The sequence below is a fragment of the Polyangiaceae bacterium genome (genome assembly GCA_016715885.1).
Lineage (GTDB): Bacteria > Myxococcota_A > Polyangia > Polyangiales > Polyangiaceae > Polyangium.
On record JADJXL010000002.1, the window covers coordinates 618,602 to 633,825 of the forward strand.

The 15,224-nt window shown below is 59.8% G+C and carries 11 protein-coding genes; 8 read left to right on the plus strand and 3 right to left on the minus strand.

Going from position 1 to position 15,224, the window contains the following annotated elements; all coding sequences use genetic code 11:
• Positions 1 to 34 precede the first annotated feature (34 nt).
• Complete coding sequence (locus tag IPM54_06085; protein MBK9259390.1) at positions 35 to 367, plus strand: SCP2 sterol-binding domain-containing protein; 333 nt, start codon at positions 35 to 37, stop codon at positions 365 to 367.
• 95 nt (positions 368 to 462) lie between these two features.
• On the plus strand, positions 463 to 1,611 hold the full coding sequence (locus tag IPM54_06090; GenBank protein MBK9259391.1) for a CoA transferase: 1,149 nt from the start codon (positions 463 to 465) through the stop codon (positions 1,609 to 1,611).
• A gap of 3 nt (positions 1,612 to 1,614) precedes the next feature.
• Here IPM54_06090 and IPM54_06095 read toward each other — a convergent pair whose 3' ends face one another.
• Complete coding sequence (locus IPM54_06095) at positions 1,615 to 2,901, minus strand: hypothetical protein (protein MBK9259392.1); 1,287 nt, start codon at positions 2,899 to 2,901, stop codon at positions 1,615 to 1,617.
• 153 nt (positions 2,902 to 3,054) lie between these two features.
• On the opposite strand from IPM54_06095, the gene IPM54_06100 reads away from it, so the two are divergent.
• Both IPM54_06100 and IPM54_06105 read left to right on the plus strand, forming a co-directional pair.
• Positions 3,055 to 5,784: a protein kinase gene (locus IPM54_06100; protein ID MBK9259393.1), complete on the plus strand. Its 2,730-nt coding sequence runs from the start codon at positions 3,055 to 3,057 to the stop codon at positions 5,782 to 5,784.
• 50 nt (positions 5,785 to 5,834) lie between these two features.
• The gene (locus IPM54_06105; protein MBK9259394.1) at positions 5,835 to 6,851 is read left to right on the plus strand and encodes a hypothetical protein; all 1,017 of its coding nucleotides are present in this window, start codon (positions 5,835 to 5,837) and stop codon (positions 6,849 to 6,851) included.
• A gap of 36 nt (positions 6,852 to 6,887) precedes the next feature.
• Here the strand turns inward: IPM54_06105 and IPM54_06110 are convergent, their stop codons facing one another.
• A complete protein-coding gene (locus IPM54_06110) occupies positions 6,888 to 10,775 on the minus strand; it encodes a protein kinase (protein MBK9259395.1) in 3,888 nt (1,295 codons plus the stop codon).
• A 318-nt stretch (positions 10,776 to 11,093) separates the two neighbouring features.
• Here IPM54_06110 and IPM54_06115 point away from each other — a divergent pair, with 318 nt between their 5' ends.
• The 3 genes from IPM54_06115 (at position 11,094) to IPM54_06125 (ending at position 14,354) form a co-directional block, all read left to right on the plus strand.
• Positions 11,094 to 13,094, plus strand: coding sequence for a hypothetical protein (locus IPM54_06115; protein MBK9259396.1), 2,001 nt, complete (start codon positions 11,094 to 11,096; stop codon positions 13,092 to 13,094).
• On the plus strand, positions 13,095 to 13,262 hold the full coding sequence (locus tag IPM54_06120; GenBank protein ID MBK9259397.1) for a hypothetical protein: 168 nt from the start codon (positions 13,095 to 13,097) through the stop codon (positions 13,260 to 13,262).
• 153 nt (positions 13,263 to 13,415) lie between these two features.
• Positions 13,416 to 14,354: a hypothetical protein gene (locus IPM54_06125; protein MBK9259398.1), complete on the plus strand. Its 939-nt coding sequence runs from the start codon at positions 13,416 to 13,418 to the stop codon at positions 14,352 to 14,354.
• Between the two features lie 22 nt (positions 14,355 to 14,376).
• Here IPM54_06125 and IPM54_06130 read toward each other — a convergent pair whose 3' ends face one another.
• Positions 14,377 to 14,598 (minus strand): hypothetical protein, encoded by a 222-nt coding sequence (locus tag IPM54_06130; protein MBK9259399.1) that lies wholly within the window; start codon positions 14,596 to 14,598, stop codon positions 14,377 to 14,379.
• Positions 14,599 to 14,664: 66 nt separating this feature from the next.
• Here IPM54_06130 and IPM54_06135 point away from each other — a divergent pair, with 66 nt between their 5' ends.
• A complete protein-coding gene (locus tag IPM54_06135; protein MBK9259400.1) occupies positions 14,665 to 15,171 on the plus strand; it encodes a hypothetical protein in 507 nt (168 codons plus the stop codon).
• Positions 15,172 to 15,224 lie beyond the last annotated feature (53 nt).

Genomic DNA, 15,224 nt, shown 5'->3' on the forward strand with positions numbered 1-15,224 from the left:
CCGGCTACACCCCCGGCTCCCCTCAGGAGGCAACATGGCCGTCGACATTCAGAAGCTCTTCAACGAGGAAGTTCCCGCCAAAATCGCCAAGAACCCCGATGCTGCCAAGCAAATCGGCGCGACGTATCAATTCGTCATCACCGGCGAAGGTGGCGGTGATTGGTTCATCGACGTGAAGGACAATCCGAGCTGCAAGGCGGGTAATCCTGGCACGGCGGAATGCACCATGACGCTCGCGGCCGAAGACTTCCAAAAGCTCATGGAGAACCCCCAAGCCAACGGCATGCAGCTCTTCTTCGGCGGCAAGCTGAAGGTTGCGGGCAACAACATGCTCGCCATGAAACTGCAGAAGCTCTTCTCTCTCTGATCGATTTTCGATCGTCGAAAAAAGGCCGGCTGTCCCTTCACGGGTAGCCGGCCTTTGCACGTCGACTCCAGCATTCGGTTTGAGTACAAAACGCCATGCGCCCTCTTCTTGGAAAAAGAATTCTCGACCTTTCACGCCTTTTGCCAGGTCCCTTCACGACGCTCGTCCTCGCGGACCTCGGAGCGACGGTGGACAAATTCGAGGACCTTGGAGGTGGCGACTACTTGCGCCATTTGGTTCCCGGCGCATTCGACCTGCTCAACCGCGGAAAACGAGGCGCGCTGCTCGATCTGAAAAAGCCCGAAGGACGAGCCGCATTCGAACGAATCCTCGGATCGTACGACGTGCTTTTCGAACAGTTTCGTCCAGGTGTCCTCGAACGCCTCGGTCTTGGGCACGATGTTTTGCGTTCAAAGTATCCGCGTCTCGTCATCTGTGCGCTCACCGGATACGGACAAACCGGCGAGCTCGCTCATCGCGCGGGACACGACATCAATTACCTCGCGCGCTCGGGCCTGCTCGGTAGCCAAGGTCCAACCGACGCGCCGCCCCAGCTTCCGGGCTTCCAAATGGCGGACGTCAGCGGTGGCATGTGGTGCGTCATCGCGATCCTCGCAGCGCTCGCCGAACGCGAACGAACGGGACAAGGCCGCGTGCTCGACATATCGATGACCGACGGCGTGCTCGGATTCGCCACCGCAACGTTGGCCGCCGCTTTTTCAGGCGAGAGCTTGCCGCGCGGAGCGAGTGGTTTGACCGGGGGAATCGCCGCGTACAACACGTACATGTCCAAGGACGGTCATCCGTTTGCCCTCGGAGCTCTCGAGCCAAAATTTTGGCTGTCGTTCTGCTCCGCTGCGGGCATCGAGCCACGCATGGAGGCGCTCCTTCCAGGGCCGCATCAAGTGGAGCTCAAACAAATCGTGGCCAATGCCATCGCGCAGAAGACACGCGCCGAATGGATCGAGATCCAAGCAAAGGCCGACTGCTGTCTCGAACCGGTCGTGATGCAGGAGGATCTGCGTAAAGATTCGTTCATCGAGTCGCGCGGATTGTTCTTCGACATCGAGACGCCCAAAGGACCGAGTCCGCAATACCGCACGCCCGTCACGCCCCGCGATGTCGCCTTCGAACCGCCGCCTCGACCCGGTCAGCACACGCGCAGCGTCTTGCTCGATGCAGGGCTCTCCGATGCAGATATCGACGAGCTCATCCGTGTCGGCGCCATTCGTCAGGGCGATTGACCATCAAATCTTTCGCAGCTCGTCGACGAATTCCCAGTCTGCGACGACGCCTTTCCGCAACATCACCGACAAGAGCGCCGCGACGATCGCTTCCATTCGTTCGTTCGGCCCGAGGATCTCGTTCGGATTTGCTCCGTGACAGATCGCTCGGAGCGCTGCGACCAGATCACGCGCGGTCAGACCCGATCGCGTGTCCGTCAACGTCGACGGCGGCGGCTCGTCTTCTTCGACCGCGGGTGCTGCTGTCGCCGCGTGCTCCGCTCCTGCTTTCGACTTACGCGGCGCAGGCAGTGAGATCGTCGTTCCATCGAGCAGCGTCAAAGCGATCATGCGTGGCGCAGGACCTTTCGGCTGCGGGATCTCGGTGACCGGTGTCGACGTCGGTGGTTGCTCGAAGTCTTCCATCTTCGTGTCGTCCGTGATCAGGTCGAACAGCCGAAGTCGTTCCTCTCTGCTTGGCACGTCGCGCGCGCTGACGACCGGCACGCGCACGTTTGTCGTGACCGCATCGGCGAACCGAAGACTCGCGCCCGCGTCCGGAAGCGTCTCTGGCGGAAGCTCGGATGCACCATCGAGTGAACCTACGCCCGTGAGGGTCGCGGGTGCGCTCATGTCGAGCGCTTCGGGCAAAACGAGGTCGAGCTCTGGCGCAGGCAACGCCGATGATGAGCTTGCCGTTTCGCTCGGCGGAGCACTCGCCATCTCCATGTCGACCGATGGCGCGAGCGACGCAACTTGAGCGGAAGGAAGCACTTCGATCGATGGGCTTTCGATCGATGGCATCGGCGTCGGCTGTCGACTCGGTCGCGGTTCGGGTGCCGGAGGAATCGACGGGGCTCCTCGGGTTCCGTAGTAGACGCGGATCGCGCTTCGAATGTCGCTCGGTGGAGCGATCATCGCCTTCACGGGCAGCCCCGCGTGCGTTGCGCATTCGCGTAGTCCCTCGTCGTTCGACGGGTCGTCCATCGCGACGTACAGGGTTTGTCCCTGATTGCGTACGTGCCGAACGTAGATGGGCACCATGCAGTACCGCTCGGCGACGTGATGCGGGACGAGGTTCAGCAATTGCCGCGAAAATTCGATGTGAACGAGTGACACCCACGGCACGCTCAGTTGATGCGAGAGGACTTGTGTAAGCTGTGTCTCGTTGATGAGTCCGCGTTCCAAAAGGAGCGTACCGAGGCGGCGGCCGTCGGAGCGTTGGAGGGCGAGCACTTCGTCGAGGTCGGCTTGGCGAATCAGTTTCGCGTCGACGAGCAGTTGGCCGAGGCGGATGCGCGCGGTGGGCATGTTGTGCAGATTAACCGATGGTTGTCGTCCCAGCCAAAAACGCGGGGAAGATGAAAGTCTTGGGCGCCTGATTCGTGCTGCCGACGTTGCCGACGGCAGCGAACATGTTCATCGAGGCCCCCATTTCATCGCCGACCGTGATACCGTGCGCTCGTGTCGGAGATTCGCTGCCCCCAATGCGCAACCTCGTGTGATCCGGTACATCGATTTTGTCATATCTGCGGCTTTCCTATCTCCGAAGCTGTCTCGCGCGCCGACGATCCACTGATCGGCACCACATTGCCCGGCGGCTACGTCATCCTCGACCTGCTCGGCGTCGGCGGCATGGGCCGCGTGTATCGCGCTGAGCAGAAAGCCCTCGGACGCACCGTCGCCGTCAAGATCATCCATCCCTATTTGCTCGGTGACGAAAGCGCATCCGTTCGTTTTATTACGGAAGCTCGCGCCGCCAGCAGGCTCAACCATCCGAACATCGTTAGTGTCTTCGACTTCGGTAAGAGTGACAACCAACTCTACCTCGTGATGGAGTACTTGCGTGGGCGGGACTTGGCGCGGGTCGATTACGAGGATGGGCCTCTGCCGTTCAAGCGCATCGTCGATGTCATGATGCAGGTGCTCGCGGGTCTTGGGGAAGCGCACGAGCTTGGAATCATTCATCGGGATCTCAAGCCGGAGAACATCGTGCTCGAGCCGATGCGCAAGGCGGGCGATTTCGTCAAGGTCGTCGATTTTGGCTTGGCAAAAATGCGCGAATTGCCGAGCTCGCACATCACGAGTCCGGGGATTGTGTGCGGAACGCCCGATTACATGTCACCCGAGCAAGGCCGTGGTGATCCCATCGATGGGCGGAGCGACCTATATACTTGTGGCGTATTGCTTTTTCAGCTTTTGACGGGACGGCTTCCCTTCGAGGCGGAATCGCCGACCCAAGTGGTGCTCATGCACCTCACGTTGCCACCGCCAAACCCGTCGGTCATAGCACCCACGAGGCGCATTCCTCAGGCGCTCGTGAACATTACGCTGAAAGCGCTCGAAAAGGACGTCAACAAGCGGTACCAAACGGCGGACCAATTCGCAGCCGATTTACGCACGGTATTCGCCGAAAATGAAGCTGCGCCCATATCGATGCCCTTGGGTGATGCGGGCATTCAATGCCGATCGTGCAGCACCATGGTCCCTCGAGGGCAAAAGTTTTGCGGAGAATGTGGCGAGCGGGTTCTTGCGCCTGCGCCCGCCTCGCAGCCCCGGTCGGCCAAAAAGCCCGCAGGATCGGGCCGTACGCGAGCGCCATCGCCGGCACCATCCCAAGTGCCCGAATTTCCGCTCAGGTTCGTTGGACGCGAACGCGACCTCGATTGGCTCGGAGCGCGGCGGTTTGGCATGGAAAACTCGCTCGTCGCTGCGAGCATCGTGGCCGAGCCTGGCACCGGCGCGACGAGGCTGCTCGAAGAGTTCTTGCAAAGGAATGCCGAATCGGGCGACGTCGTGGTCAAAATGACCCCGGATCCATGGGGAGCCGACGTGGGTTATCATGCTCTCCGTACCGCCATTACGCGTCTTGCGGGATTGCCCGAAGGTGGCGGCGAGGTCTCCGATTGGCGCGGCGCCACTCCGGAAGCTCGCGCTGGCCTCATGGCCGTATTCGGGAAAAACGATCTTCCGCCGCCTCCGTCCAGCACCAAGGTCTGGTCGAAGCCGACGCTCGGTGCAGTTTTACCGGACGATCGACGTTTCACGGCCGCCGAAGCCTTGCGATGGGCCATCATGCGGGCCAACGAGCGCCATCGGGGGCGCCTCGTCATTCTCGCGATCGATGACTTCCATGCCGTCGATGGTGCCAGTCGCAATGCAATCGCCGATGTCGTTGCCGAGCCGCCGATGCATTCGCTGCTCCTCATTGCCACGCACGCACCCGAATTCGACGCCGCGTGGATTGGTCCCACGCTGAAGCTCAAAGGAATACCCGCGACGCTCCTCATGCACATTGCAGCGCCCGTCTTGTCGTACCGTACCGACATCACGGAAGAAACGCTGCTATCTCCGCTCTACGTCGATCAAGCATTGCGGTTTTCGGTGGAAGGTGGCACCAATCCACCCCTGCAGCTCGCCGACCTCATCGCGCAGCGTATCGAACGATTGCCGCTCGAAGCGAGGCGCGTGCTCCAAGCCGTTTCGGTGCTCGGTGACGACGCGGGCCTCGACGATATCGGCCGCATCTTGCAAGACAGCCAAGAAGTTTCGGCATTGCTCACGAAACTCAAAGACGCCGGGCTCGTCAAGCAGGACCTCGGCAGTTTCCGCGCGGCGCACCCCATGATTCGTGAAATTACTTTGGCCACGACGCCCGTCGCCGTGCGTCGCGATTTGCACGCCCGTGCGCTCGTCGATCGCGAGGGCGATCCATTGCCATTTCCCATCGAAGTCCGAGCGCTCCACGCGCAGCACGCGCAAGATTCGCTCGAAGCGCTCATGCTGCTCGAACAGGTCGCCGACAGGGCCAACGAACGCGGCGATCGCGAAGGGGCCGTTCTCGCGCTTCGCCGGGGTCTCGAGCTCGCACGCCGCGAAATGTTTCGAGGTGAGCTCGACGAGCCGGAAAAAGCCGTCCTCATTTTCAGCCGCAAGCTCGGCGAAGTGCTCGCAACGTCGGGCGCATTGACCGATGCGGACGGTGTCCTCCGCGAGGCGCTCGATCTTGCAGGCCCTGCGGGCGTCGAACGTGCATGGCTGCTCGGCGTCTTGGCGCATGTTGCGCACAAACGCGACCGTGCCAAAGATGCCGTGATGTTCTACGCTCAGGCTCTCGAAAATGCGAGAGCGCACGGGGCCTCTGATCTCGTCGCGTCTCTCGAAAAAATGCGAAGAGATTGGGCTGCCGTGTGATTGCCGAACAACCTTCCGGAACCGAATTCGCCAAGCAATCGGGGGGACGCATCGGGCCACGTTACGTCGCGCGTTGGGACCTCGACAAAACCTACCTGCGCACCGACTTCGACACCCTGCGCGACTTGGCTCGCACGGCTATTGAAAGACCCGATCAAAAACGCACCGTCCCGGGCGCGGCAGCGCTTCTTCGCGAGCTTGGACGGGCGGGGGTCGAGACGCACATTCTTTCCGGCAGTCCTGAACAGCTCCGTTCGCGCATCGAACAAAAACTTCGTCTCGATGGAGCGAAATGGGCGTCGCTCACATTGAAGCCCAATTTGCAGAATATTTTGCGTTTGCGGTTTCGCGCGTTGCGCGGTCAGCTCGGTTATAAACTTCCGGCGCTTTTGCAGAGGCGCTGCGAGCTTTTGGGACAGCGTGACGAATCGGGGGAAATCGTGCGCGAAGTCTTGCTCGGCGACGATGCCGAAGCCGATGCTTTTGTTTATTCACTTTATGCAGACATTTGTGAAGGGCGCGTATCCAATGAAGAAATCCTCGACATCATGCGGCGCGGGCGCGCGTACGAAGACACCATTGCCGATACGCTTCATTTTGCTCGGATGGTCGAAAAAGGTCCCGTCGTCGAGCATATTTTGATTCATCTCGACAGGCAATCGTCACCGGCTGATTTTCGTCAATATGGCCCCCGTGTCGTGCCATTTTACAATTATCTTCAGGCCGCCTTCGTGCTCCATGAAGCCGGCCGCATTCCTGGTCGCGCCGTTTTACGTGTCGCGCAGGACCTCATTGGAGCCCATAATTTCGATGGTGCGTCGCTCGGACGCAGTTTCCTCGACCTTTCTCGTCGCGGGCACGTATCGGGTCGCGGCATTGCCGATATTGCGGCGGCGTATCGCGAAATGACGCATGGCCGGCCCACGAGCGCCAGCGAGCTTGGCGCCATGGTCGCGTCGCTCGAGAAAATGGTCCCCGAGCTTCGTCCGCTTGCAGCGCGTGAACAGCCGACGCTCGATTACCGCTCGATGGTCGAAGCGCACAATCCACGAGCGCGGAAAAAGTGACGAGTTTTCAGGGAAGCACGAAGGCGCTCTCGAGCATCATTCCCCCAACCATTCCCGAGCAAGCGTCAGCGTCAGCTTGTGAGCGCCGAGGTTTTCCAAATACGCGCGACGCACGCTTTCATCCGTGACTTTCACGGCACACTCGAGGATATCGTCCCGCGCTTCTCGAATGGCTCGTCGAGCGGCATCGAGGTCGCCCGCGGCATGCAGCGCCAAGGCGTGGCGCAATTGCAATGGGTCTTCGCCATAATTATAACGTGGACCAGCTTTGCCCGAGGCGATGGAATCGGCCGCCAAAACCACGGCGTCTGCGGCGCGACCTTGCTTCCGCCTGATTTCGGATCGTAGCGACCAAAATTTCGCTCGCAAGAAAGGTAAAAAAGCATTGGCTTCGCCCAATTCGTCGAGCACTCCGTCCGCCTCGTCGAGTTTGTCCTGGGCAATGAACACTTCGGCCATCGTCAGCCGTGCGCACCATAGCAGTACGAAATCACTCGCAGCCAGCGCGCTCTTCACGAGCGATCCGGCGACGGCGAACGCTTCCTCGAGCTTTCCTGTCTCGACGAGCAGCAAGCTTTTGTAATACGTGGCGTAGGTCAATGCGAGGTTTCCGGCATCGGGCGTCGCGAGCACTCGGTCGAAAAGCGCGTCGGCTTCGCGGAGCAAACCAAGCTGCAGGTAAGACAAACCCAAGTGGGCATTCGTGATGGCCAAAAATTCACGCGCGCCAGCAGCCTCGAACCGAGATGCCGAGGTTTTACAATGCTCGAGCCCTTTCCAAGCATCGTGATCGATTTCGCGGGCGCTGAAAATCAGCGCGAAATCCGCCCACGCAGCGGCAAGTAGCTCGGTCTCGCGGTAAGGCACGGTGACTTGCTGCAATCGGTCCAAATAGATGCGCGCATTGTCTTGTTGACCAGCCACGACGAGCGTGATGAACACCCCGTACAAGGATCGCGCAAATTCCGCAACGTCGTCCTGCAGAGGTTCGACGGCCAGCAGTTTGGGCACGAGGTTCGCCAATACGTCGAATTTGCCCAGGAAAATCGCGCTGGCCACGGCATTTCCAAGGGATCGCGCGTAACCCGAATCGGTCGTCGTCGCCTCCGCAATCATCCCTTCGGCCGTTTCAAAACACTTGGCATATTGCGCCGTCAGAAAATATGCGAGGGCTAGCGTATCTCGCAGCGCAATGCTCGTCTTGCCCTCGGCCCCCACCGCCAGACCTTTTTCCGCTCGTGCAATGGCCGATGCGAAATCTGCGCCCCGCATGGCCTGCACCGACGCCTTTGCATAATGCGGTGCCGCTTTCGCCGGCGTCGTCCCTCGCTCGAAGTGCTCGGCAAGCACCATCGGATCCTGCTCGCCGACGTGTACGAGCCAATCACCTGCCAATTCATGCCCCAGCGCTCGGTCGCGATCCGTGAGCATCGCATACGCTCCCTCACGCACGAGCGCGTGCCGAATCTCGTATTCGATTTCCCCTGAAAACCGGCTCGATCCACGACGCACGATCAATTCTTGGTCGAGGAGCTGCTTGATGTGCGCTGTCGCGTCGCCGGCGAGCTGGTCGCGCAAGAGCTCGTGGAGTCCGCCATTCCAAAACGTTTTTCCAAACACGCTCGCTGCACGCAATGTTCGACGCGCTTCGGGATCGATCGCCGAGATCCGTGTCTCGACCATTCCCAGCACGGTTTCTGGAAAGGTTTGTCTGCGACTTTCATTCACCGCGCGAATCAGCTCTTCCAAGTAAAATGCATTACCACCCGCGCGTTCGACGATGGTCGCCATGGTTTGCGCGTCAGCCGCGTCGCCCAGCATGCTCCGAACCAAACTTTCGGCGCCTCGTTTGGGCAATCCGCCCAGCGTCATCAATTGCATTTCCCGCCCAGCCCATAGCCGCGGAAAAATATCCCGAACCTCGGGACGCGCAAAGGCGACGACCACGAATGGTTTGTCCGAAAGCTCCCGCAATGCTGCATCGAGCAATTTTATCGAAGGCCCATCGCCCCAATGCAGGTCTTCCAGCACCACCAACACCGGATGGCTCGCGACGACCGCGCGAACCAAATCAACATACGCCGACTGAATTTGATCCGCCATGATCGATGGATTTTGGCGAGCTGCTCGTACGCGAGGGTCATTTTCGTCGGCGAAAGGAATTCCGATCATTTCACCCAGAAATCCCACCACGCGCTTCGAATCGTCCGCCCCCAAATACGGTCGCACAGCGGATTCGAGCTTGTTCCGGCGGCATTCCAGCGGTTCGTCCGCGGTGATTCCCAGCGCGCTCCGAAATGCCGATCCCAGCAAAGCAAATGCCGACCCGGCACCAATCGAATCACCTCTTCCCGTGGAAACGACCATGTCCGGATGGGCGCTTTTCAATCGCTTCAAGAATTCATACCGCAATCGCGACTTGCCGCCCCCCGCTTCCGCCGTTACCAATGCTGCGCGAGCCCGCTGCTCGTCAATGGCCTCGTCCACGATCTCCAGCAGATTCCTGAGCTCCCGATCGCGCCCGACAAAAGGACTCGGCTTGCCCAAAAGCGTCCGCGCTTCGGCGCCCACGTCCTGCTCGCCTTGCAACACGATGGAGCCATGTGCCTCCACCACGTCGAAACGCACATCGAGCAATGCGCGTGTCACGTCGTCGATGCAAATCATCCCTTCGATGTCCGCGGTCTGCACCTTTTCGAGCAGCGATACGGCATTCTCGAATATCTCGCCGACGGGCAATCGCCCCGTGCTTTCTCCGCGCCCCGTGAGCAGCACAATGGGAGAATTCGGCAGCAGCAGTCGCATCCGCAATGCGCAACGCGCAGCCACCGCCGCCTGGTCCGTCGCCGGCCCGGTTCCGACGAGCAGCGCAATGAGCATTCCATTGGCAATTTCTTCGAGCTTCGCACCGAAGGGTTGAGCCGCACGACGCACCTCGGCGAGCAATTTTCCCGGAATCGGCATGCTCCCCAATGTCACCCCAGATTCTTCCACGTGCTCCGCCGTCGACGGTACCACCGCAACCACCGAAACGAGCCGCTTTTCCGCATGCGTGAGCGAATCCGGGTGAACTGGCCGGTGGGAAATGGCCATTGCATCCCACGAGCCCAGTCGATCGAGTGCCGTGAATACCGCGCTACCATCGGCAGGTCGTCGTTCCGGTTCTTTCGATAGCATGCGGCCAATCAAATCGTCGAGTGGCTGCGGCACGTCGGGACACAGCTCGCGTACGCGCGGCGGCTCCTCCATGAGCAGCTTGGCGAGCAGCGCAATCACATGCATTCCGTGAAATGCAGGCTGCCCCGTCAAACATTCGAATAACACGCAACCCAACGAAAATATATCCGCTCGCGCATCGATTCCCCCACGCTCGCCCTTCGCCTGCTCGGGCGCCATGTATCCAGGCGTTCCGATGAGCATCCCCGTTTTCGTCAATGCCGTGGTCACTCGATCGAGACGCGCAATGCCGAAATCGAGCAGCTTGACGCGCGCTACTTCCCCATTCACCAAAAATAGATTCGTGGGCTTGATGTCCCGATGCACATAACCACGCGAATGTGCCGCTCCGAGGGCACTCGCCACCCGCCGCCCGAGATCCACCGTCTCCTCGATGCTCAGCGGTTTCTGCTTCAAACGTTCAGCCAAACTTTGCCCCTCGAGCCATTCCATGACGAGAAACGGCTCGCCTGCGCTGCTAATGCCATGCATGACATAACGCACGACATGCGGATGCTCGACTTCACCCAGAACGCGCGCCTCTTGCGCAAATCGACTGATCGACTCCGGCCCCGAATCTCGCAGCACCTTGACCGCAACCACGCTACCCGTGGCGTGATCGATGGCCCGGTACACCGTGCCCATCCCCCCACTGCCCGCTGTTTCCAAAAGTTCAAATCGTTCGCCGACAAGCGCCGCCCCAAGCATGACGGGGACTATCTCACCTGATGGTATGAACTTTCAAGTGATTTTGCGTGCACTCATGCGAAAATTCCCGCGGCTGCATCTTGGTTGGGCACCGGGATCCTGCTGCTCTCGAACGCGTCGGAAGCGGTGTGCAGCCGCCAGTACCCACGCTCACGCCAGACTGCTCATTTGTTGCGACGCCAATTCTACCAGCGATGAAAATGGAAAAATGGATAATTCGGTAGCTCGATCTCGACACAATGGTTTCGTTTCAGAACGGAAGCGCCGAAGGAGGATCAAAAAACATTCGATTGCCGGACTCAAAACGAATTTCATGCCATGCTCGCGTTCATGGCATTGGCTTCATATCGAAAAACTCCGGCGATCCGTCTTGCGTGTCTGCTCGCGTGCGTTCCCGCTTGCGGCGGAATTGATGTAAACGACAATCCGCCCGACGCGTCACCCGCACTCGATTACGTGCAAATATGCGCGAGCATCGACCAGACCAAATACGAGACGGGCATCATTACGAATTTGCCCGTCGCAGACGTTTCGCTCGCGCCTCCCATCGAGCTCGATAAAATCACGCTCACGCCGCCTTCGGAGCATTGGCCAAAACAAATTGGTGTGCTCCTGCTGTCGCCCCAACCCGAGGATCTTCGTGCGGTCCTGCGTATCACGTCCGCCATGGGGCTGCCCTGGGCGACGACGACGGCCCCGAAGCTCGCATTGCAGCACGACATGGCCATGTTTTTCCCAGAGGCATATCCGGAGCAAGTCATACCGGGCGAGCTCGAAATGCAGTCGATCATCGATTATCTCGCCAAGGGCGGAACGCTCGTCATGCGCCATTCAGACGTTCCGCAATTATCAGAAATTGCCGGTCTTTCAGGGGCGAAGTTCGACCAAAAGCATTCGACGGTGACGCTCACGAGCGCCGGCGAGGCGGCGTTTCCGTCGCTCGATAGGCCGGAGGAACGTGAAATTCGGCTCGGGTCGGAGGGCAGCGATTATCTCAATACATGGGCGCTCGAGCTTGCGCCCAATTCGGATGCCGAAGTGCTCGCGCGTTTCGACGATGGCGCTCCCGCGATCACTCGCCGCGTCGTTGGTCCGGGTGTCGTCTACGTCTTTGGCGTCGATTTCCGCGACACGGTCATCCGCAATCATTTGGGCCACCCGCTTTCGGGCGCGGCGCGCGCTTACATCAACGTATTCGAGCCTGGGACCGATACGTGGCTCCTCATGGTGCGCGACATTTATGACGCCCGCGTTCGATTTGGCGTCCGATTGCACACCGCGCCGTTTGGCCTCCGTTCGGCGCTGCTCGTCTCGCACGATCTCGATTGGGGACCCAGTTACGACAATTCGCTCATTTTCGCGGCCGCGGAAAAAGCGCAAGGCGCCACGTCGACCTACTTTGCGCATACCAAGTACGTCCCCGATAGCCAGGACAATCCATTTTTTACACCCTTGCGAGGTTGTCAGCTCGCTGAAATGCTCGCCCTTGGTCATACGGTCGGGTCACATACCGTCGCGCATTCGAAAATGCTCGACCAATTGCCGCTCGGTGACGGCAGCGAACAATATCCCACCTATCAACCTTTCAATGTCACTCCGCTGCTCACCAAAGACGGATCGCTCATTGGCGAGCTCATGGTCTCCAAGTCGCTCATCGACGGAGCGCTTCGCTCGATTGGAGTCGAGCACGAGACCATTGCGTTTCGGGCTGGCGAGCTGAGTTATCATGCGAATTCGCCCGAAACGCTTCCGCGTCTCGGATATTCGATTGATTCGACCCGAGCCATTGGCGAAGTGCTTTCGAATTTCCCATTCGAGCTTCTCACGGAATGGCCGGATGCGCGAGGTGTGCCTGTCATTGAATTGCCCGTCACGCTCGAGGACGAGTTGCCGCCGCGGCTCGACATGCGTACGGCCGAGGCGCTCGACATCATTGCGGCGAATGCCGATAATGGAGCACCCACATCGCTGCTCGTGCATCCGAACGTGACCGATTACAAGCTCGAGGCGCAGCAAGAGATCATTGCCAAGCTTCCCGAAGGAGTGAAGGCGATGGGCCCCGTTCCATTCGGTCAATTCTGGGCGGCGCGTGGCAATGTGGAGATTCGCCGAATGGAATACGACGAATTCGCGCGGACGCTCACCGTGACACTTTTCCCGAGCGCGCCCGTTGCGGGTCTTGGACTCCGCGTATCGAAGGAAATCGTTGGTGTCGATGCGCCGTCGGGCGCGACGATATCGCCGCTCGAAGACGGAATGGTCGTCGTATTGCCGGATTTGCCCGGTGGTGAAGTGACAACGGTGACGATGCGGTTTTGATTGGGCGACCGCACTGCCGAATTGGAAGACCCTTGGTGGGTCATAGCGATTGCTTTCGTTCCCATCTTTGGCGATGCATTTGATCTCGCCGGAGCTCCTTGGCAAGCCCAGGTCATTGCTACAGCCGATTGGCTCGCGGACGTGTATCGAGCGTCGCGCCAAACGTGAAGGATGTCGACATGCGTCACGTTTGGCTGGGCCGGGTTTTTTTCAGGATCCCGTGCCAAACCCATTGACTATGACGAACGGTGTGGGAAAAGGAATCGACTGGACGGACGAATGCCTTGACAAGGCCATACGGTAGACGAGGCTCGCCTCAACATGATCACCAAAGCCCATGATCTGCTCGGGAAAACACTCGTGAGCGGGTTGTTCGAATTGCACGGTGAAACGCTCGTCGAAGTGGAGATTCCGCCGATGGACGCGAAGCGTTTCGATGTTTGGTACGTCCCGGACGAGGTCAAACAGCGGGACGCGCCGAGGTTTGGCGGGGTATTGGCGGAGATCGCGTTGACGCCGGCGGTGATCGAGATTTGGAGCGATCGTGTCGACGAGCGGGAATTTCACGATTCGTATGGCAAGCGCCACGCGTGGTGGGGCATCCTCGAGGAACGTGCAAAGGCGGTTTGTCGGCGACCAAGCTTGTGGCATCTGACCGTAGGGCGCCCCAATTTGGTGCTGCATCGTTTTGGGTTCCAACCGATAGCGGGTTCGTCAGGGCACTACAAGACGATGCATCCTGGTTGGCAGGTGGACCTCGTGGTGATTCGCGAGCTAGCGAAAACGCGGGAAACGCTTCTGCTGAGGTTGCTCGGGGACGAACGGCTGTGTGAGGAAGCCCTGCGCGAGTTGGATGCGTTGCCCGAAGATGCCTGGGAAAAGGGACTTGCAAAGAGCTGGGTGAAGCGGGTACAATTGCAGTTGCCGAGTCCCACGTCGCCGGCACCTGCGACAACGGGGAGTTTAATCATGAACATGCTCGAGTGGTACCGGGAGATCGAGAAGAAAGAGCGCGCTGAGCTCACGCAACAGGTCACGCAACAGGTCACGCAACGGGTCACGCGACGGGTCACACAGCAGTTCATGCAGGAGCGTGTTCGATTGTTCGAGCTCCGCCTTGGGCGAGCGCTCACGGCTACCGAACGGAAGACGTTGGTGCAGCGGATTCGGAACCTCGGTGCCGATCAGGTGATGCCGATGGTGATCGAACGGACTCCCGCGGAGTTGGAAGCCTGGCTCGAGCGCCCCCAAACGACGTAGCGACTGGGGCTGCTGCATTCGATTACGTCGCCTTCTTTCGCGGGCCTGTGGCCATGAAATCGACCACCGGTTGCAGCTCGGCGGCCAAGTCCGGCATGCGCTGGGCCATCGACGAGAGCACACCGTAATACGCCAAGAATGCCTCCCACGCTTCGGACCCTGCTTGCGTCCCCGTGTCTTCGGCGATCTGCAAAGCGACGCGCAATTCATCTTCGATGGGCTGATATTGACTTGCGAGCAGCAAATCAGGGTCGAGGTGCGTGCTTGCAATGATTGCAATGCTGGTGTATTCGGCCGCAAGGAGATTGAGATGATTGCCTTTCGCGCATTGCTCAGCGTCGGCTTCGTGGGACTCGCGTTGGGCGGCGGTGGTGACGTCGGGGTCCGAGCACCGGCCTCGGGCGATGTCAACCTTCCAGTGGATCACACGGAGCCGACCGAAGCACCGGACGGGGTCACGTTTCCGAACTTCAAGCCATCGGAGTTCCCGTTTGTCACCATCCTCCAGCATAACGGTACGGGCCCGGGCGGGTGGCAAGAGGCCAAAGCCAACCTGGAGTTCATAAGAATCAGTCTCCCAATCACCTACATCAAGTGGTACTGCCCTATCACCATCGGCATGCCACTTCGGACCGAGGCGCTGGGGGCAATCCCGCCCAGCCGTGCGGCCACCATGAGCGCAACGGTCGCCAACAGCGTCGGAGCTGGCATGGACTACAAACTTCCCCAGGGGATCTTCTGCGATACGTTCCGCACTGGCGTGCGGGCGGCGTTTCCGACCATGTACCCGGGCTTGGGCGCAAGGGTAAAGTTGTGAATGAAATTACGCGTTTCGAGCTGCTCGACGTCGTCTACCGCTTCTACCCGCGG